Below are 19,016 nucleotides of genomic sequence, written 5' to 3' on the forward strand. Positions count from 1 at the left end.
TCCTCTACTACAGAGTGATGCCGCTTTCGACCACTGACTTTTCTGCAAACTCTGTCCGCCACACCTCAAAGCCCTTCCACGTCATCCCGGCCGAGCGGAGCGAGAGCCGGGACCCATTGAGAAGCACGGCCGCGTGCCGCAGAAGGCTCACGGCTTGATGTCGAAGCGAGAACCGGGCCGCGCGCGACGTTCCCGTGCCTTCACCCCCGCCCTTCGACAAGCTCAGGATGAGGGCTGCGCCGGCTCCCCCCACCTCCCACGCCACCCTCAACCAAAAAAGGGACAGGCACCGCAGCACCCGCCCCTCACCCTTACCCTCTCCCCGCGCGCGGGGAGAGGGAGGCATCCACGCCGGACCCAAACTCAAACAAAGAGCCCAGCTTCTCCACCCCACGTCATCCCGGGCCAGACCCGGGACCCATTGAGAAGCACGGCCGCGTGCCGCAGAAGGCTCACAGGTTGATGCCGTAACGAAAACCCGGCCGCGCCCTGCCACATTCTGCCAATGGGTCCCGGATAGCCTCCGGCTTCCGGGATGACGTGGAGATGGTCAACCAAAAAAGAGGCAGGCGCCGCAGCACCCGCCCCTTCTCAATCCCAGCGCGATACGCGCGTCACCCGATCAGAAAAACGCCTGCAGCCCCGTCTGCGCGCGGCCGAGGATCAGCGCGTGAACGTCATGCGTGCCCTCATAGGTGTTCACCGTTTCCAGGTTCTGCGCATGGCGCATCACATGATATTCGATCTGGATGCCGTTGCCGCCATGCATGTCACGCGCCATGCGCGCGATCTCCAGCGCCTTGCCGCAATTGTTGCGCTTGACGACCGAGATCATCTCCGGCGCCATCTTGCCCTCGTCAAACAGCCGGCCAACCCGCAGGCTCCCCTGAAGCCCAAGCGCGATTTCCGTCTGCATGTCGGCGAGCTTCTTCTGGAAAAGCTGCGTCTGTGCCAGCGGCCTGTCGAACTGCTTGCGGTCGAGCCCATATTGCCGCGCCCGGTGCCAGCAATCTTCCGCCGCGCCCATCGCGCCCCAGGAAATGCCATAGCGCGCGCGGTTCAAACAGCCGAACGGCCCGCCAAGCCCTTCCGCATTGGGCAAAAGCGCATCCTCGCCCACTTCCACGCCGTCCATCACGATCTCGCCGGTGATCGACGCACGCAGCGAAAGCTTGCCGCCGATTTTTGGCGCGGAAAGCCCCTTCATGCCCTTTTCCAGCACGAAACCACGGATCTTGCCGCCATGGGCCGCCGATTTCGCCCACACCACGAACACATCGGCAATCGGCGAATTGGAGATCCACATTTTCGAGCCCGTCAGCCTGTAGCCGCCATCGATCTTGTCGGCGCGCGTCTTCATGCCGCCGGGATCGGAGCCCGCATCCGGCTCGGTCAGGCCGAAACAGCCGATCCACTCGCCCGATGCCAGTTTCGGCAGATATTTCCTGCGCTGTTCTTCCGAGCCATAGGCATGGATCGGGTACATCACCAGCGAGGACTGCACGCTCATCATGGAGCGATAGCCCGAATCGATGCGCTCCACCTCGCGCGCCACCAGCCCGTAGGACACATAGCCGGCCCCCACGCCGCCATATTCCTCCGGCACCGTCACGCCCAGAAGCCCCGCCGCGCCCATCTCGCGGAAGATGTCCGGGTCGGTTTCCTCGTTCATATATGCATGCTCGATGCGGGGGGCGAGCTTGTCTGCGGCGAAGGCGGCGGCCGCATCGCGGATCATGCGCTCTTCATCGGTGAGCTGCTCTTCCATGAGGAAGGGATCGTCCCACACGAAGGTCGATCTGGACGATTTCGCCGCGGATTTCTGTGCTTCCATGTTCATTCATGCCTTCCTGATGCGGTTGCGCTCTTTCGAGCCGTCTGCAGCCAGATGGTCTCACCTGACCTCCGCGCAAATGCGGAAAAACCATTCGCCAGAGGGTGCCTTGCGCGCCGCAAGGGCGCTTGCACTCCTGACGCCTGAGCGGAGCATACAGCATCCTATGTCAAATTGCTTCAAGCTTAAAATGATTTTTTGGAAGGGGATTGTGACGGGAGGGGATGGATGGGGGGCGAACCGATCACTCCGAAGATACGAAGCAACCTCCAGATGCCGCTGTGAGATTGAGATGGAGAAACAATCAACCCTGAACAGAACCTGAATACGCGTTCGATTAGAGGGTGGGAGAGTTTGAAACATCGCTACTGCTATTTGCAGCGCGGCATCAATCAGTAAATATCCAACGTCCGTAATAACCGTAGGGCCCGTCCCAACCTTTCGAAAGCAGCTTTTTTATCTTGTTCGCGTACGCTCTCATCATCGCGCAATATTTTTCCCAGAGCTTCTTTGTGAATTGGCCTTCCGGCTGAATATCATCGGCGTTGCGGCCGCACGGGTAGCGTGCCCAACTCTCGTTGCCCAGCGAAAGCGCCTCAAACACCCATCGATCACGATCCTTGTAAGGTATCAAGGACGAGCGATTGGCCAGCCTCCACAGGTCGTGAGTGGTGATCTCCTTGAGATAGCCATCTGAGATTGAAGATGGATTTTCGTATACAAGAAATGCCTTAAGCATGTTCTCCATAGCGAAAGCGGCCAACAAAAAAGTACCCCGGTTGGTATCATCCCAAGTGACTGATGCACGCCCCGATTGAGACAGTGTGGTTTGGCTCCGCCCGCGATTGCTCCAGAGGGCATATGCCTGATTATGCAAGTTCTCAGCAGTATAGAACCATTGATGTGGATTCGCCGCATCGACGAATGCAAGCTTCTGTTCTTGGGTGAAATTCCTTTTCCGACTAGCCGGCCCGTTCACACATCGAATCCCTAATCTCCAACAGACGCTAATCTATCATCCACATTTGTGGATCGACAGGGTTGCGCCCTAGTAACGTCAACGCAACCCATTCTCACGTTCTATTGGAACGTCGAGGTCCCACAGACGAAAGATTTCTTTCCGTTCAAGCGCGCCGAGAAGCCTTCCGCCGGTCTTGGCTTCCAAGAGGGTAAGTTCCCCAAGAATGCGATTGCGGGCATTAAGGGTGAAAGGCCCCGGTCGCAAAACACCGTTCCGCCGGAACGGCCACCGCCAATCAGGTTTATTGCGAACCTCGGCGAGCCAGTTGCGAAAGTCTAGATAAGGTTTGAGACTAGTTTCACCAGCTTCAATTAGTGCTTCGGCGGACCGGTCCCGCCGAACGACGGTGCAAGTCCAACAGCCGAACCTTCCCGAAGCGCAGGGCGGAGCATCCGGTGCTTTTATCATCGGGCATTCCCCCGAAGCACCTCTATAGATAGCTTCCAATTTTCTGTGGTCGATGCTGATGGGCCTCCCAAGCATAAAGACAGCGTCCCAGACGTTCCCGAGGTCGAGATCGATGATCGGAAGAAACAAGCGATATGCGTGCTTCCCCTCGCGCTGGAGCTGCCACATGCTGCCACCAGATTTCTTGATTGATCGGTCGCGCTGAGCACTTTCCGACCGACGCATGCCAAGAACGACGATGGCATCTTCCGCAGCTGCTTTCCCGATGAATTTTGCAACGGGTTTAATCCGCAGATTTTTTGTACACCACCTAAAACTGTTGGTAGGTGGTGGGTAACCTCGGCCTATTACCTTGACAAAAAACCGGTCACTTACCGGTGCTGTTAGAATATTTACTCTGAACGGAAGTCCTTCTTCACGGAATTCTTTTTTTAAACTGCGGAAAAGTGATCTAACGTATTGATCGAGTACGACATTTTCCACACCGGTGTCGCAGTATACGATGTCGACGAAACTTGGTCTCGGCCTCGCCTTTTGAAACGCTGCAGTGAAGATTTTAAGTGCCGCAGTAGAGTCCTTGCCCCCTGAGAAGCCAATGATCCACCGAGCGGACGCATTGTCCTCAAGTGCTGTCCTAGTCGCGGCTATTGCTTGGAGCGGATCGCTCATAGACACCCCGCAGCTTGTCCCGAAGCGTGTCGAGATGATTGTGCTCAATTATTTCGATCTGCTGCTCACCGATTGATTGATGATACTTTGTGACACTAGAAGAACAGGGAAGAGTTATAAGCGATATGCTGGCAAATAGGATTGCAGCATACCACCCTCCACTAAGCCCAACAAAGCCGCAGCCCAAGCTTGGTAATACCATCAAACCAGCTAGGACGCGTAAATCCGCAAGAGATGTCCATATATATCCATTAAAGTATGCTTGAGACGACTTTACTTTCAAACTTTGATCACCATCAACCAGTGAAAAGAAGATACCACGAATTTTCTTCCATGAATAAATGTCGGGATCGTCATTCTCCCCTGCAATTTCTATCAGACGTTTGCGAAGCGCTTCGGTAACTTTTTTGAAATAATGACGATTTGACCACCGGCGGAACGGAAGAATATAATAGACCGCGCCTATAAGTAGAATATTGACCCCTCCCGCGGCCTCCTGGGCGTTTTCGGGCCAGTAGAATCCCCAAAGCCCAGTAGCGCATCCAAGTAGTCCATTGAGGATCAGAATAATGATGCCAGGCGTAACAAGCCTGAGCCATTTAAGTGTCCCATGGGACATCCCATTTCCCGCCCCGAGCTATTTGTTCAGTTCCCCAAAGCCTGCGATTAATAAGCTATTCAATCATTGGCAACCAAGCTAGGCAATATCTGGTACCGCACGATAGTGCAGATTGTTGCTTCGGTTATCTATCTTGGTGCTGGGCTCGCGCTATCCCCATTCACCACTCGTTTAGCCCAATTTTATCCCCGCCCCCAAAACCTCACCTATAATCCCCCCCATCGCCCTTGTCGGGAACCGGGTCCGGAGCCGGGGATCAGGAAGGGCGGCGGCAGCCTCCCCCTTGGGCATCGGTGGCTCAAGGCTTGTGAGGGCCCGCGAAAGGCCGGCGGCCGGTTGCAAGACCGGTTGCGGAGAAGCCGCTAGGGCGCACCCCGCCCGAGTGATCGGCCAACAGTCGGGACAGCGGCCGGACGGGCGGCCCGAGGGTCGCATAACTACTTAAGACGCGCGACGCTTTGGCCGCCCGTCTTCCCGAAACTGTTCAAACCCCGGCGGCGAAGCCGCGCGGGAGCGGAGGTGTGCCCCCATGGAAAGCCGACCCTGCCCGCATCTCCACCCCCGTCATCCCGGAAGCCGCAGGCTATCCGGGACCCATTGGAAGAGCATGCAGGGCGCGGCCCGGGTCTCGCTCCCGCGCCAGCGCTTGCGCCCTCTGCGGCACCCGGCCCCGCTTCTCAATGGGTCCCGGGTCACGCCCGGGATGACGGGGCGTGGGGAGGGTGAACGCCGACACAGCCCTCATCCTGAGCTTGTCGAAGGGCGAGGGCGGCATGAAGTGCGGCAGCGGCAAACGTGCTGCATGCCTTCACCCCCGCCCTTCGACAAGCTCAGGATGAGGGTGAAGGCACGGTGATGCGGCGATTGAAGGAAACGCACCAGCGCTCGCCCCTCATCCGCCTACCGGCACCTTCTCCCCACAGGTGGGGAGAAGGCGGCCTTCATCACCGCCCCACCCTTCTCCCCACCCCCGAATCCCCTTAAAATCGCGGCCATGACCACAGCCCCCCGCACCATCCGCCAGCTCACCGATACCGTGATCAACCAGATCGCCGCTGGCGAGGTGATCGAGCGGCCGGCGAGTGTGGTGAAGGAGCTGGTGGAAAACGCGCTCGATGCGGGCGCGACACGCATCGAGGTGGCGACAGCCGGCGGCGGGCTTTCGCTGATCCGCGTCACCGACAATGGCGGCGGCATGCCGCCGGAAGAGCTGCCGCTCGCCGTCTCGCGCCATTGCACGTCGAAACTCACCGACGACATTCACGACATTCGCTCGCTCGGCTTTCGTGGCGAGGCGCTGCCCTCCATCGGCTCGGTGGCGCGGCTTTCGCTGCGCTCGCGGCCCGAAGGGGCCGACAGTGCGGCGGAGATTTCCGTTGAGGGCGGGCGCGTTTCGGCGGTGAAGCCCGTCGCCGCCAATCGCGGCACGACGGTGGAGGTGCGCGACCTCTTTTTCGCCACGCCCGCAAGGCTGAAATTCATGAAAAGCGAGCGCGCCGAAACCGCCGCCATCACCGAGGTGGTGAAGCGCATGGCGCTCGCCTTCCCCCATGTGCGCTTCACGCTGACAGGCACCGACCGCAACACGCTGGAGCTGCCCGCCGTGCCCGCCGATGGCGAGGGGCTTCTGCGCCGCATCGCGCAGGTGATGGGCCGCGACTTTGCCGAAAACACGCTGCCCATCGAGGCCGAACGTGAAGGCGTTGCCCTTTCAGGCCATGCGTCGATCCCCTCCTTTTCGCGCGGCAATGCGATGCTGCAATATTTCTATGTGAATGGCCGGCCCGTGCGCGACAAGCTTCTGACCGGGGCCATTCGCGGCGCCTATATGGATGCGCTGCCGCGCGACCGGCATGCGGTGGCGGCGCTGTTCATCACGCTCGATCCGGCGCTGGTCGATGTCAATGTGCACCCGGCCAAGGCCGATGTGCGCTTTCGCGATCCGGGGCTGGTGCGCGGGCTGATCGTCGGCGCGATCCGCCATGCGCTGGAAATCAGCGGCATGCGCGCCTCCACCTCCGGGGCCGACGCCATGCTCGCCGCCTTCCAGAGGACGGAGCAGCGGGCAGCGGGCCACGCCGCACCGCAGCGCTATACGCCGCCGCCGCGCCCTGAGCATGGCTGGAGTGCGACCACCTCCCCCACCCGCCCGCTGGAGATGAGCACGGCACCGGGCTTTGCCGAGCCCGGCCAGGCGGCGTTCGATGTGGGGTCGGCCCTTTCCGCCGATGCGCGTGCGGGCGAAGCGGAGGCGGCACCCGAATTGATGCGCACCCCGCTGGGGGCCGCGCGGGCGCAGGTGCATGAGAATTACATCGTCGCGCAGACGGAGGATTCGCTCGTCATCGTCGACCAGCACGCCGCCCATGAGCGGCTTGTCTATGAGGCGCTGAAAGAGGCGCTGCATGCCCGTCCGCTCCCCGCGCAGATGCTGCTGTTGCCGGAGATCGTCGACATGCCGGAGGAGGATGCCGACCGGCTGTCCGCCCATGCGGACTTCCTCGCCCGGTTCGGGCTGGGGCTGGAGCGGTTCGGCCCCGGCGCCATCGCCGTGCGCGAAACGCCCTCCATGCTTGGCAAGGTGGATGTGCCGCAGCTTGTGCGCGATCTCGCCGACGAGATTGCCGAAAACGACACCGCCGACACGCTGAAGGAGCGGATCGACCACATCGCCGCCACCATGGCCTGCCATGGCTCGGTGCGCTCTGGCCGGCGGCTCAGGGCGGAAGAGATGAACGCGCTGCTCCGCCAGATGGAGGCGACGCCCGGCTCCGGCACGTGCAATCACGGCCGCCCGACCTATATCGAGTTGAAGCTGACCGATATTGAACGGTTGTTCGGGCGGCGGTGAGGCGAGATGCTTGACCTCTGCTTCGAAATATGGCGCAAGGAACCCGATGAGAGGTTTTACCGATGAACCGTTTTGAAGGACCCGGCGCCCGCGAGGCGCGCATTCGCTATCTGGATGGCGATTTTCAGGTCATGACGCCCGGCGCCTTCGTGCGCTGCGCCGTGACCGAACAGCCGATCCAGCTCGACGATCTGAAATACTGGAGTGTTGAGCGACAGGAAGCCTATGTGAACGCCGACACCTCGCTCGCCCGCGAGCTGGAAATGCATCCGGAACTCAGGAAGCGCGGATAGAGCATTTTGCAGTCAGGTGGCATCACCTGACGTCCGCACAAATGCGGAAAAACAAGAGACACCTATTTCAGAATGCGCTCGCGCCAGGCCTCTATCGTGCTTTCGATGATGGTCACCGGCATGTCGGGCGCATCGAACTGCGCTTCCACCTGCAGCACGCGGCAGTGTTCGGCCAGCGCAGAAAGCGCCTCGCTCCCGCCGCGCAGCCGCACCATGTCCTTCTCGGTGGTGATGAGCTGAAGCTCCCCCTTCTCCGCCGCCGCGATCAGGTCGCGCGCATCGTCATCGTCAAAGGGGTGGTGATCGGGGAAACTCCGCGCCTCCACCACCGCGCCGCCGGCTTGCGCGACACTGTCGAAGAATTTCGTCGGATTGCCGATCCCGGCAAAGGCCAGAAACCGCCCGCCCTTGATCGCGCGCACGCCGCGCGGCTTGAGTCGGGCCTGAAACACCGGTCGCCCCGCCCGCGAGGCCTTGCGCACCACATGGTCGGCAGCACTCCCTTCGCCCATTGTGAGAAGGGCGTCGGCATAGCGCAGCTGGTCGATCAGCCGTGCTCTCAAAGGCCCGCCGGGAATGACATGGCCATTGCCCAGCCCGCGCCGCGCATCCACCACCATCACCGCATAATCCATGTGCAGCCGCGCGCTCTGGAACCCATCGTCCATGATGATGAAGTCGCAGCCCATGCCGATCAGCTCCCGCGCGCCCGTCAGGCGGTCGGGGGCGACCAGTGTGGGCGCATGCCGCGCCAGAAGCAGGGGCTCGTCGCCGACATGGCGCGAAAGATCCTTCTTCGCATCCACCAGATGCGCCACCGTCATCGAGCCGCCATGCCCGCGGGTGAGGAACCCGGGCTTGCGTCCGAGTTTCTTCGCCTGTTTTGCGAGCGCGATGGAAACCGGCGTCTTGCCCTCGCCGCCGACGGTGAAGTTGCCGACACACAGGACTGGCACAGCCACCTTCGCCCGCTTTGCCGAGGCCATCCGGTATCCGGCCACGAGGCCATAGAGCGCTGACAGCGGCGAAAGGCTCCAGGCCCGCCAGTCTGCCGCCTCCCACCAGAATGGAGGTGCCTCGCTAGCCATGCCCCTCGCCGCCCTCAAGCCTGCTCTTGACGATCAGCGGATGGATATAGGGGTCGAGCGCCTGCAGCGTGCGGTTCAGCGCGCCAGACATATCGTCGACTGCAGCGCGCCCCGCCTTGATCATGGTGCGGCGCGCCGAATAATTGTTGAGAAGGAAGTTCACGCCACCGGCCAGCATCTCGCCATCGCGCACCAGCCGCGCCCCGCCGGCGTCGATCAGCCGGCGATAGGCATCGCGGAAGTTCTGCACATTGCAGCCAGAAAGCACCGCTGTACCGAGCCGAGCCGGCTCGATCGGGTTTTGCCCCCCCGATTGCGCCAGAGAGCGTCCGACAAAGGCCACTTCGGTCAGTCTGAGATAAAGTCCCATCTCACCGATCGTATCGCCGAGAAGAATGTCCGTCTCCGGCAGGACCGTATCGTTACGGCTGCGCCGCGCCACCTTCAGGCCGCGCGCCGTGAATTCCTCTTCCAGCCCCTCGGCCCGCTCGGGGTGCCGGGGGACGATGATGGTCAGCAGATCGGGATGACGGGACTTGAGTTTCGTATGCACATCGGCGGCAATCGTCTCCTCGCCTTCATGGGTGGAGACGGCAGCCCAGGTTTCGCGTTCGCCGATCTGCTCTTCGAGTGTGGCGAGCGCTTCCTGCTCCACCGGCGGCGCATGGGTGTCGACCTTGAGGTTGCCCGAAACCGTCACCGGTCTCGCCCCCAGTGTGCGGAAACGTTCTCCATCCACTTCAGACTGGGCCACCACATGGGCGAGGTTCTCAAAAAGCGCCTCGGCAAGAAAGGCCCGTTTTTTCCAGCGCTCGAAGGATCGGTCCGAAAGCCGGCCATTGACGAGCACCTGCGGCACACGCCGTGCACCGAGTTCGAGAATCGTCATCGGCCAGATTTCCGACTCGGCCATGATGGCGAGATCCGGCTGCCAGTGGTTGAGAAAACGGCTGACAGCCGGTTTCAGATCGAGCGGCACATATTGATGGATCACGTCACCACCAAGGCGCTCTTCGGCCACTTGAGCCGAGGTCACCGTGCCGGTGGTCAAAACGATGTTGATCCCGTAGCCCAGAAGATGCTCGATCAGGCCGATCACGGCCATGGTTTCGCCCACACTGGCCGCATGCATCCAGATAAGAGGGCCATCGGGACGCGGGTGGCCTGCCCGGCCATAGCGCTCATGACGGCGCACACGGTCTTCCTTGCCCTTGCCGGCACGCCAGACAATGTAGCCTCCAACCATGGGAAAGGCTGCGGCACCGGCCCAGCGATAGGTTGTGAGGATGGCGCGCGCCCAGCGTTCACTCATGGCTCACTGACCGTCGACCAGAGAATAAGCCTGCCGCGTCGCTTCGTTGAGTGCCTTGGTCACCTCGCGGCGCTTTTCTTCCATCACCGTCTCATCGGCGTCCGGCGTCACATAGATAGGCTCGCCCAGGATCACCGCGCTGCGGCCGAATGGCAGGTTGATCGTGGTCTTGTCCCAGGTCCGCTCCAGCACCTTGCGGCGGCTCGTGGCAATTGCGACAGGCACGATCGGGCGGCCCGAAATGCGCGCCAGGGTGACGATGCCAAGCCCCGCCTCACGCGGCGTGCCATGCGGTATGTCCGCGATCATCGCCACATTGCATCCGCGGTCGATCGTCCTTTTCAGCATGATCAGCGCTTTGGCGCCGCCTTTGCGGATATCGCGTTCGCCTTTCCGGCCACCGGATCCGCGCACGGTCTCGAAACCGAGTTTCTCCGCCACCAGCGCGTTCAGCTCTGCATCGGCGCTGCGCGAGAAAAGCGCCACGATCTTGTGTTTTCTGGGATTGATGGCCGGGCCCAGAATGTGCTGTCCATGCCAGAGTGCGGCAATGGCGGGCGAATGTGCATCGATGGCCGCCTGCAGGTCATGCGATCCCTTGACGCGCGGATTGGTGCGGTCGATCAGGCGAATTGCGCCCGCCATGAGCGTTGCCAGCGCCTGTTTTACAAAGCGCGACTTCGCCAGCGGCTTGCGGACGCGGCGCCAGAGCTCCTTTAAGGGGCGGCGGCCAGTCTTCTTGCGATTGGCGGTCATGGCAGGAGAAGGCGCGGTCGCCTTGTTTTCCATATGCGGTTCCTTGCTACCCCTGGGGCTATCCCCGGGTCTCATCGGAGGCGGGGTCGAGCAGGCGGTGAAGATGAACAATGAAATAACGCATATGTGCGTTGTCAACGGTCTCCTGCGCCTTGGCGCGCCAGGCTTTTTCCGCGGATTTGTAATCCGGATAGATGCCGACGATATCGACATCGTCGAGATCGCGGAAAGTCACCCCGGTGAGGGACGTCAACTCGCCGCCAAAAACCAGGTGCAGAAGCTGGGAGTTCTCTTTTTTCTCGGACATGGTCAAGCCCATTTGCAGACGAATGTGGCAATAAGCAAATCGCTAATCGCCCGTGTAGAGTAATTCCTGCGATTTTGGAACCTTTTAGACCGGCTTTCCTCGCTTGCAGGCGTATCACACTCTCTCAAAGGCTACGCGCCAGGGCTTGTGTCATGATCTCAAGAAGCGGGCCGCTACCGGCGGCGAGAGCGCCCTTTTTCGGATCTCCGCACGCATAGGACGGCGCATTTCCCTCGGCATCCCGGATCGCACCGCCCGCCTCGCGCAAAATGACGTCGGCAGCGGCCAGATCCCAGTCATGGGAATTCGGTTTCACGAAAGTGGCGTCAAGCGCGCCGCTCGCAACCATGGCGATACGGTAAGCAAGAGAAGGGACATACCCATGAGCCTTGTTCTTCTGTCGAATATCGGTCGGCAGTTCAGAGACCATGGCTTTGGGGCCACCGATGACGAAACCCTCGCCAACAGGCTTCACCGCCAGCCGCTCTCCATTGCGAAATGCGCCACCGCCCGTCAGCGCGTGGTAGGTTTCGGAAAGCTCAGGACACTCAAGCACGCCCACAACGCTCACACCACGATGCACGACACCGATGCTGACACACCAGATCGGCCGCCCATCGATAAACGCCCTGGTTCCGTCGATCGGATCAACCACGAAGACCCGATCGCGGTTGAGCTCCTGCTCTGCAAGCGCGGTCTCCTCCGATAGCCAGCCATAATCAGGACGCGCTGCCAGAAGCTCGCTCCGCAAGAAACGGTCGACCGCGTAGTCGGCTTCACTGACCGGCGAAACACCTTCTTTCCACCAGACTTCCGGGTCACGGCGGAAATAACTGAGTGCAATGTTACCCGCCTCCCGCGCCACGGCTGCAATGAGATCGACATCGGCCTGAAGTGTCTGGTCGTGCGGGCTATTTTCCGGCAAGCGTCATGCCTTCCACAAGCAGCGTGGGCGCGGCTGTCCCGAAGTTGCGATCAATGTCGTTGGCCGCCGTCATGTTGAAGAACATGTCCTTAAGGTTCGAGGCGATGGTGACCTCCGAGACCGGATAGGTGATCTCGCCATTCTCGATCCAGAACCCGGCCGCACCGCGGCTATATTCTCCCGTTACAAGATTGACCCCCTGCCCGAACACTTCGGTCACGTAAAATCCAGCCCGGATTCCCTTGATCAGAGCCTCCGGGGTCTGTGTGCCGGGTTCAAGCGCGAGGTTGGTGGAAGATGGATTGACCGAAGAAGATCCACGCGTGCCGCGTCCATTGGTGGCCGGCAAACCCAACTGGCGCGCGACCGAAGTCGACAGGAACCAGTGTTTCAGGACACCGTCTTCGATCATGACAAGTTTCTCGCCGGCAACGCCCTCGCCATCGAATGGGCGAGAAGAAGAGCCCCGCCGGCGTTGCGGATCATCCGTCACCGTGATGCCGGCCGCCGCGACCTTTTTGCCCATCATGTCGCGCAGGAAACTCGATTTGCGCGCAACTGCCGCGCCATTAATGGCGGCGGCCAGATGGCCGGCGATGCCGCGCGCAACACGTGGATCGTAAACCACCGGATAGCGGCCTGTGTGCACTTTGCGCGGGTTGAGCCGCCGAACAGCCCGTTCACCAGCGCTGCGGCCAATCTTCTCCGGGGCATCGAGATCCAGAAAATGCAGGCGAGAGGAATAGTCGTAATCGCGTTCCATGCCGGTGCCTTCGCCAGCCAGAACACTCACCGATCGGGAGAAACGCGTCGCTTCATAGGCACCGATAAATCCTTCAGACGTGGCCAGCACCAGGCCGCCCGAACCGGCGCTCGCCCCGGAGCCTGATGAATTGGTAACGCCAAACACATCGAGCGCTGCTGCCTCTGCAGCCAGCGCGTCTTCCTTCAGCCGCTCGGCAGAGACTTCCGTACCATCAAAAAGATCGAGGTCGGGGATGGTGCGGGCGAGGAGGCTCTCCTCGGCCAGTCCCTGATACGGGTCTTCGGGGGATGCCTTCGCCATGGCGACGGCGCGTTCAGCCAGCGGAGCCGGGTCTGCATTGGCCGGAGCCGACACACTGGCAACCCGCCTCCCGACAAAAACCCGCAGAGACATGTCATCGCTCTCAGACGCCTCGGTTCCCTCAACCTTGCCGAGCCGCACCGATACGCTCCTGGAGCGCGCGCGCACCACCACCGCATCGGAAGCATCAGCGCCCGCCCGTTTTGCGGCCTCCACAAGCGCAACGACCCGCTCGGTGAGCTGCTTCTTTTCATTCTGATCTGTCATCACAATCCTGGCTGGAATTTGATCGCGCGTGGGGAATACCGGTCTGATCCATTTATGATTCGCAGCGCATATGTGCAATGGTAAGCTGAGATTCCTCAGTTGCGCCCTCAGATATGCCGGAGACCCGATGGCCGTCGAAACTGCTGCACCGCTTTACTATGAACCGCTGCTGCTCCTGGGCGGTGCAGTTATCGCCGCGCCACTCTTCGCACGCATAGGGCTTGGCACTATCCTCGGTTATCTTGCCGCCGGCATCGCCATCGGACCTGTGCTCCTGCTCATATCGGATGGAGAGGAGTTGCTGCACGTGGCCGAACTGGGCGTGGTGCTGCTGCTTTTCATCATCGGTCTCGAGCTCAAACCTGCGCGTCTGTGGGCCATGCGGCGCAGCATATTCGGCATGGGGTTGATCCAGGTGATGGTCACGGGCATTGCCCTTGCCGCAATCACCCTCCTGCTGACAGATATGTCCTATGGTGCGGCTTTTGTCGTCGGTTTCGGCCTTGCTCTGTCCTCCACTGCATTTTCGGTGCAAACACTTGAATCTCAAGGCGCGCTGAACAGCCGGTACGGGCAGACATCATTTTCTATCCTGCTGTTTCAGGATCTCGCCATTGCTCCCCTTCTGGCCCTGGTTCCACTACTTTCTCCCGGCGGAGAGGGTGCTGATGCCATCAGCCTTGAACGGTTCGCGCTTGCCATAGCCAGCGTGGTGGCGCTGGTTGTTGCCGGCCGCTACCTGCTCAATCCGCTCTTTCGCATCATCGCCAATACAGGCGCGAAGGAGGTGATGATCGCCGCAGCCTTGCTCGTCGTTTTGGGCTCAGCCACCATCATGCAGATGGCCGGGCTTTCCATGGCGCTTGGCGCTTTTATCGCAGGTGTTTTGCTCGCCGAATCCTCTTTCCGACACGAGTTGGAAGCCGATATCGAGCCGTTTCGCGGCATTCTTCTCGGCCTGTTTTTCATGGCAATCGGCCTTTCGCTGGATCTGAGAATCGTGCTCGAGAACTGGCTGTCCATTCTTATTGCCGTGCCAATCCTCATGCTGGTGAAAGCTGCGGTTCTCTATGGGATAAGCCGTGGCTTCGGCAGCGATCACAATTGCGCCGTGCGTGTTGCTGCGCTTTTGCCGCAAGGAGGCGAGTTCGGGTTTGTCCTGTTCACCGCAGCGGCGTCCGCCTTCATCTTTCCGCAGTCCACCGCCTCGCTGCTCATCGCCATCGTCACCGTGTCCATGGCTTTGACGCCGCTGTCCGTGCGCCTCGGAGAAATGCTGATCCGGACAGAGCCGGCTGAAGAGATGGATGAGGATTTCGAAGGTGCTGGCGCCGACGTGATGATGATCGGCTTCTCCCGCTTCGGGCAGATGGTGTCGCAGGTCTTGCTCTCCGGCGGTACGGACGTGACCATCATCGATCATTCCGCTGATCGTGTACGCGCTGCCGAGCGTTTCGGCTTCCGCATCTATTTCGGAGATGGCCGCCGCAAGGAGGTGCTGGAGGCGGCGGGTATCCGCAACGCCAAGATCGTGGCGGTGTGCACCAACGGCGCGACGGCCACGGACCAGATCGTCAACCTGATCCGCGACGAGTATCCCCATGTGCGTCTTTACGTGCGCTCCTACGATCGGGCCCACACACTCTCGCTGCGTGATCGCGACGTGGACTACGAGTTACGTGAAACGGTTGAATCGGCTCTCGTATTCGGCGGAAAAACCCTGCAGGCGCTGGGAACCAGCGAGGAAATCGCCAGCGAAATCGTCGAGGATGTGCGCCGGCGTGACGAGGAACGGTTGGCCATTCAGTCGGTCGAAGGCATCTACGCAGGAAACGACAAGATGCGTGTGCGCCCTGTCACCCCGGAACCACTGATCAAGCCAAAGCGCGAGAGCCAGCGCATTGACCAGGATGACGAACCGGTCGGCTGATGCCGACTACACCCGCTCCTTCTCATAATCGTGGACGGCAGCGTCGATCGCCTGTTTCAATTCGTCGCGAATGGCTTGTGTCTCCGCGAGAATCGCGTCGATTTTCATGAAATCAAGCACGCGAAATCGCGAAACGGCAGGGCGAATGAGAATATCGGGCCGCCCATGCTCCAGCTTCATGGCAATGATGGACTGCATCATGAGCTGACTTGCGCCGAACATGAGCTCGATGGAGGTCGGAGGCTTGCCGCCCGTGTCGTTTGGAGCGCCGACCACGTCGATGGCGATCAGTATATCGGCCTTGCCCTCGACCAGATCGAACGGCACAGGGTTGTAGATGCCGCCATCGATCAGGGTGCGCCCGCCCCGCTCCACGGGACGGAAGACCGCGGGAATGGCGGCGGAGGCCGCAAGCGCTTCCGCCAAGGCGCCGCTTTCAAGGATGGCGAGCTCATGGCGGAAGTAATCCGTGGCCGTGACGCGCAGCGGGATTTTCAGTTCTTCGAAGGTTTGCGGGACACCTTCCGGCAGGAAGGCGCTGATGATGCGTTCGGCATTGAACTGGCCAAAGCGAAACCCGCCTTCCATCATTTCCGCGAAGTTTCCGGGTCTGGCTTTCCACAGGCGGCTCGCCACCTCCGCGCGGCTTCCCAGGATGGAACGGGCATGTGCGTGAATGTCCTTGCCGCTGATCCCGGCGGCAAAGCCTGCGCCCATAAGGGCGCCGATGGAGGAACCGGCGATGACGGTCGGCGTGATGCCCAGGTCATTGAGGGTCTCGATGATATGGATGTGCGCGAGGCCGCGCGCGCCACCACCGCCGAGCGCAAGCGCGAAACTTGGGCCGCCGGTGGGCGCCTGCTGCTTCGTTTCATCGTTCGCCAACGCCGTTTCCATTCGCTAGCCTCCGTTCTGAGCCTGCTCGGCAGGTCCGATCACCAGCAGCGCTGGTTCCTGCGAAAGAATACGCTTTGCCGTTTGCTTCACATCGTCCAGCGTGACAGCGTTGATAAGGTCAGCGCGCCGCTCGATGTAATCAATTCCCAGGTCGTCCTGCTGCAGGCCGACCAGCGTCCGTGCGATGGCCATGGAAGAGTCCAGATTGTTGATCGCGTAGGAACCGATCACATAGGTCTTGGCGGCCTCGAGTTCCTCTTGCGTGGGGCCCTCGTCACGCAGGCTCGCGACCACATCCTCGATCACTGAAAGCGTTTCACCTGCCCGTTCGGCGGCGGTGGCCGTCTGAATGGCAAGCGACTGCGCATGATCGCTGGTGTTGAGGTAGGAGGACGCGCCATAGGCGAGACCGCGCTTCTCACGCACCTCGTTGAACAGGCGCGAGGAAAACACGCCCCCGCCTAGGATCTGGTTGAACAGGTAGGCCGAGAAGAACTCCGGATCGTCCCGTTTCACACCCGGATAGACAAGCTGAAGTGTGGCCTGCGGCAGGGGATAGTCGACGCGGATTTCCTGCCCGAGCTTCGGCTCGATGTCGGCAACGGGCTGGAGCTCGGCTTTCTCAGGCAGATCCCCGAACACTGTGTCGAGAACGCCGGCCAGGCGTTCAGCGTCAATTGCACCCACAACACCGATGGTGAGGTTCGAGCGGGCGAAGACGCGGGCGTGGAAGGCTTTCAGGTCTTCCGGAGAAATGTTCGACAGACTTTCGAGCGTTCCCACGTCAGGATGGGCGTATGGGTGATCACCGTAGAGTGCCTCGGAAAGCTTGAGTGCCCCCTGTTTGCGCGGATCGCGTTCATCGGCGCGGATGCCGACGGCGATCTGGCTGCGGATGCGTTCGACAGGGTCGGGATCGAAACGCGGGCTCGTGATGGCAAGCCTCACCAGTTCGAGGACCTCATCGCTGTTTTCGGCCAACATCCGTACCTGGCCGGAAATCTCGTCGGAATTGGTGCGAAACGCCATTTCAGCGCCCAGTTCCTCCAGCTTCACCTGGAACGCATCGGAATCGAGATCGCCCGCGCCTTCGTCAAAGAGGCTGGTCATGAGATTGGCCAAACCTTCCTTGCCCTCAGGATCCTGAGCGGACCCGCTCTTGAACGAGAACTGGAAGCTGATGATCGGCAGGGAATGATCCTCCACCAGCCAGGCTTCTATGCCTTTCTGTGAGGTCACATCCTGAATCTGAACGGCGGCCTGAGCCGGAACGACAACAAGGATAAGCGCGAACAGCGCGCCGGCATTGAGCAAACTGCGCATAAAGGTACCTGGACGAAAATTCGAGGTCTGTTTCACGAGCGGCCTCCCTCTTCGGGAAGGAGATAGCCCTTAACGGCGTGGCCCATGTCGAGATAGCGTTTGGCGACGGCCTGCACGGCCTCGACGGTCACTGCGTCCAGCCGCTCCGGGAGGCCGGTGATATCCTCGACCGTGCCGCCCGTCGCCAGGACAGCGCCGAAGAGATTGGCGCTGCGCACCTGGCTGTCGCGCATGAAGATCTGATCCCGCAGGATCTTCGTTCGGGCCGTGTCCAGCTCCTTCTGCGTGATGCCTTCACTTTTGATCTTCTCGATCTGGGCCACAAGCGCGGCCTCGACCGTTTCGAGATCAGCCTCACCACGGGGTTCACCGTAAATGACCAGAGCGGAGTAATCATACGAAGCGCCTTGCAAATAGCTGCCGGCGCTGGATGCGATCCCCTGTTTGACCACGAGATCCTGATAGAGGCGGCTGCGCAGCCCCTCTCCCAGCACCTCCGAAAGAATGGCAAGCGCTTCAAACTCGCCCTTCTCGGCCCTGCGAGCAGACGGCACATACCAATTGATCGACATGTTCGGGACGGTAACGCGCGGGTCCCGGAGTGTGACGTCCCGCGTGGTCTTCTGATCAGGCTCCATTGGCCGGGCGCGCGGTGGCAAATCGGGGCCGCGTGCGACCTTGCCGTAGGTCTCTTCGGCCATAGCCCGCACCTGATCGGCGTTCACATCGCCGGCCACCACCAACACCGCATTGTTGGGCGTATAGTAGCGGTCGTAGAAGCTCTTGAGGTCGTCGTGGGTGAGGCCTTCTATCTCCTGCTGCCAGCCAATGACCGGAATCCCATACGGATGGTTCTGGTAGAGCGTGGCGTTGAGTTCCTCCGACAGGATCGAAGAGGGCACATTGTCGGTGCGCTGGCGCCGCTCCTCGAGCACAACCTGGCGCTCGGTCTCGATGTTTTCTTCCGAAAGCACCAGATTGCGCATCCGGTCCGCCTCGAAGCGCATCATGTCTTGCAATTCTGTCGGAGCGATCTGCTGGTAGTAGGCCGTGTAGTCGTAGGAGGTGAAGGCGTTCTCACTGCCGCCCACGGCAGCAATCGCTGCTGAGAATTCACCCGAGGGATAAGTGCTTGTTCCCTTGAACATCAGGTGCTCGAAGAAATGAGCAATGCCGGACTTGCCGGGCTCCTCATCGGCGCTGCCAACCTTGTACCAGAGCATGTGCGTGGCGACAGGTGCGCGGTGGTCCGGGATGACAACGACTTCAAGGCCGTTCTCCAGGGTGAAGTTGGAAACGGCAGTGTCGTCCCCGGATTCCTGCGCGGGGGCGATCGACGGCACCGCGACGGTGAGGACTAAGGCGAATGCCGCGCTCAAAGCGACGCTCGCTATGGAATTTCTCATAGACAGGCCCTGTACGGTTTGTGGTGCGCCCGCGCACAATGCCA

Annotated in this window: 16 protein-coding genes; 3 read left to right on the forward strand and 13 right to left on the reverse strand. The window is 60.8% G+C overall.

Going from position 1 to position 19,016, the window contains the following annotated elements:
* Positions 1-622: 622 nt before the first annotated feature.
* The 4 genes from H7H48_RS05545 to H7H48_RS05560 form a co-directional block, all read right to left on the reverse strand.
* Positions 623-1,834 carry an acyl-CoA dehydrogenase gene (locus tag H7H48_RS05545; protein WP_229448123.1) on the reverse strand — a complete coding sequence of 404 codons (1,212 nt, stop codon included), beginning with the start codon at positions 1,832-1,834 and terminating at the stop codon, positions 623-625.
* Positions 1,835-2,222: 388 nt separating this feature from the next.
* Positions 2,223-2,813 carry a hypothetical protein gene (locus tag H7H48_RS05550; RefSeq protein ID WP_229447785.1) on the reverse strand — a complete coding sequence of 197 codons (591 nt, stop codon included), beginning with the start codon at positions 2,811-2,813 and terminating at the stop codon, positions 2,223-2,225.
* Positions 2,814-2,891: 78 nt separating this feature from the next.
* Entirely contained in the window at positions 2,892-3,932 is a 1,041-nt protein-coding gene (locus tag H7H48_RS05555) for a phosphoadenosine phosphosulfate reductase family protein (protein ID WP_229447786.1), read from the reverse strand.
* On the reverse strand, positions 3,898-4,551 hold the full coding sequence (locus H7H48_RS05560; protein ID WP_229447787.1) for a hypothetical protein: 654 nt from the start codon (positions 4,549-4,551) through the stop codon (positions 3,898-3,900). The genes H7H48_RS05555 and H7H48_RS05560 overlap by 35 nt, the downstream gene beginning before the upstream one ends.
* 994 nt (positions 4,552-5,545) lie before the next feature.
* On the opposite strand from H7H48_RS05560, the gene mutL reads away from it, so the two are divergent.
* The gene (mutL, locus tag H7H48_RS05565; protein ID WP_229447788.1) at positions 5,546-7,402 is read left to right on the forward strand and encodes a DNA mismatch repair endonuclease MutL; all 1,857 of its coding nucleotides are present in this window, start codon (positions 5,546-5,548) and stop codon (positions 7,400-7,402) included.
* A gap of 62 nt (positions 7,403-7,464) precedes the next feature.
* Positions 7,465-7,695 carry a DUF2093 domain-containing protein gene (locus tag H7H48_RS05570; protein ID WP_229447789.1) on the forward strand — a complete coding sequence of 77 codons (231 nt, stop codon included), beginning with the start codon at positions 7,465-7,467 and terminating at the stop codon, positions 7,693-7,695.
* A gap of 62 nt (positions 7,696-7,757) precedes the next feature.
* Here H7H48_RS05570 and lpxK read toward each other — a convergent pair whose 3' ends face one another.
* The 6 genes from lpxK to H7H48_RS05600 all read right to left on the reverse strand — a co-directional run bounded on the left by lpxK (position 7,758) and on the right by H7H48_RS05600 (position 13,416).
* Positions 7,758-8,783, reverse strand: coding sequence for a tetraacyldisaccharide 4'-kinase (gene lpxK / locus H7H48_RS05575; RefSeq protein ID WP_229447790.1), 1,026 nt, complete (start codon positions 8,781-8,783; stop codon positions 7,758-7,760).
* Positions 8,776-10,095: a lipid IV(A) 3-deoxy-D-manno-octulosonic acid transferase gene (gene waaA / locus H7H48_RS05580; protein WP_229447791.1), complete on the reverse strand. Its 1,320-nt coding sequence runs from the start codon at positions 10,093-10,095 to the stop codon at positions 8,776-8,778. Before waaA ends, lpxK begins: the two co-directional genes overlap by 8 nt.
* 3 nt (positions 10,096-10,098) lie before the next feature.
* On the reverse strand, positions 10,099-10,884 hold the full coding sequence (locus H7H48_RS05585; protein WP_370633310.1) for a lysophospholipid acyltransferase family protein: 786 nt from the start codon (positions 10,882-10,884) through the stop codon (positions 10,099-10,101).
* A 25-nt stretch (positions 10,885-10,909) separates the two neighbouring features.
* A complete protein-coding gene (locus H7H48_RS05590; protein WP_223019884.1) occupies positions 10,910-11,158 on the reverse strand; it encodes a DUF4170 domain-containing protein in 249 nt (82 codons plus the stop codon).
* 124 nt (positions 11,159-11,282) lie between these two features.
* The gene (locus tag H7H48_RS05595) at positions 11,283-12,083 is read right to left on the reverse strand and encodes a 3'(2'),5'-bisphosphate nucleotidase CysQ (protein ID WP_229447792.1); all 801 of its coding nucleotides are present in this window, start codon (positions 12,081-12,083) and stop codon (positions 11,283-11,285) included.
* Positions 12,070-13,416 carry a TldD/PmbA family protein gene (locus H7H48_RS05600; RefSeq protein ID WP_229447793.1) on the reverse strand — a complete coding sequence of 449 codons (1,347 nt, stop codon included), beginning with the start codon at positions 13,414-13,416 and terminating at the stop codon, positions 12,070-12,072. The genes H7H48_RS05595 and H7H48_RS05600 overlap by 14 nt, the downstream gene beginning before the upstream one ends.
* Positions 13,417-13,543: 127 nt before the next feature.
* Here H7H48_RS05600 and H7H48_RS05605 point away from each other — a divergent pair, with 127 nt between their 5' ends.
* Entirely contained in the window at positions 13,544-15,346 is a 1,803-nt protein-coding gene (locus tag H7H48_RS05605) for a monovalent cation:proton antiporter-2 (CPA2) family protein (RefSeq protein ID WP_229447794.1), read from the forward strand.
* 6 nt (positions 15,347-15,352) lie between these two features.
* On the opposite strand, the gene H7H48_RS05610 is transcribed toward H7H48_RS05605, so the two are convergent.
* Genes H7H48_RS05610 through H7H48_RS05620 form a run of 3 tightly spaced genes read right to left on the reverse strand, consistent with a single transcriptional unit; the run spans position 15,353 to position 18,972 of the window.
* On the reverse strand, positions 15,353-16,243 hold the full coding sequence (locus H7H48_RS05610; protein WP_229447795.1) for a patatin-like phospholipase family protein: 891 nt from the start codon (positions 16,241-16,243) through the stop codon (positions 15,353-15,355).
* 3 nt (positions 16,244-16,246) lie between these two features.
* Positions 16,247-17,602, reverse strand: a complete 1,356-nt coding sequence (locus H7H48_RS05615; protein WP_229447796.1) for a pitrilysin family protein — start codon at positions 17,600-17,602, stop codon at positions 16,247-16,249.
* Positions 17,599-18,972 carry a pitrilysin family protein gene (locus H7H48_RS05620; RefSeq protein WP_229447797.1) on the reverse strand — a complete coding sequence of 458 codons (1,374 nt, stop codon included), beginning with the start codon at positions 18,970-18,972 and terminating at the stop codon, positions 17,599-17,601. The genes H7H48_RS05615 and H7H48_RS05620 overlap by 4 nt, the downstream gene beginning before the upstream one ends.
* Positions 18,973-19,016: the final 44 nt, after the last annotated feature.

The sequence above is a fragment of the Nitratireductor sp. B36 genome (assembly GCF_020833685.1).
GTDB lineage: Bacteria > Pseudomonadota > Alphaproteobacteria > Rhizobiales > Rhizobiaceae > Nitratireductor.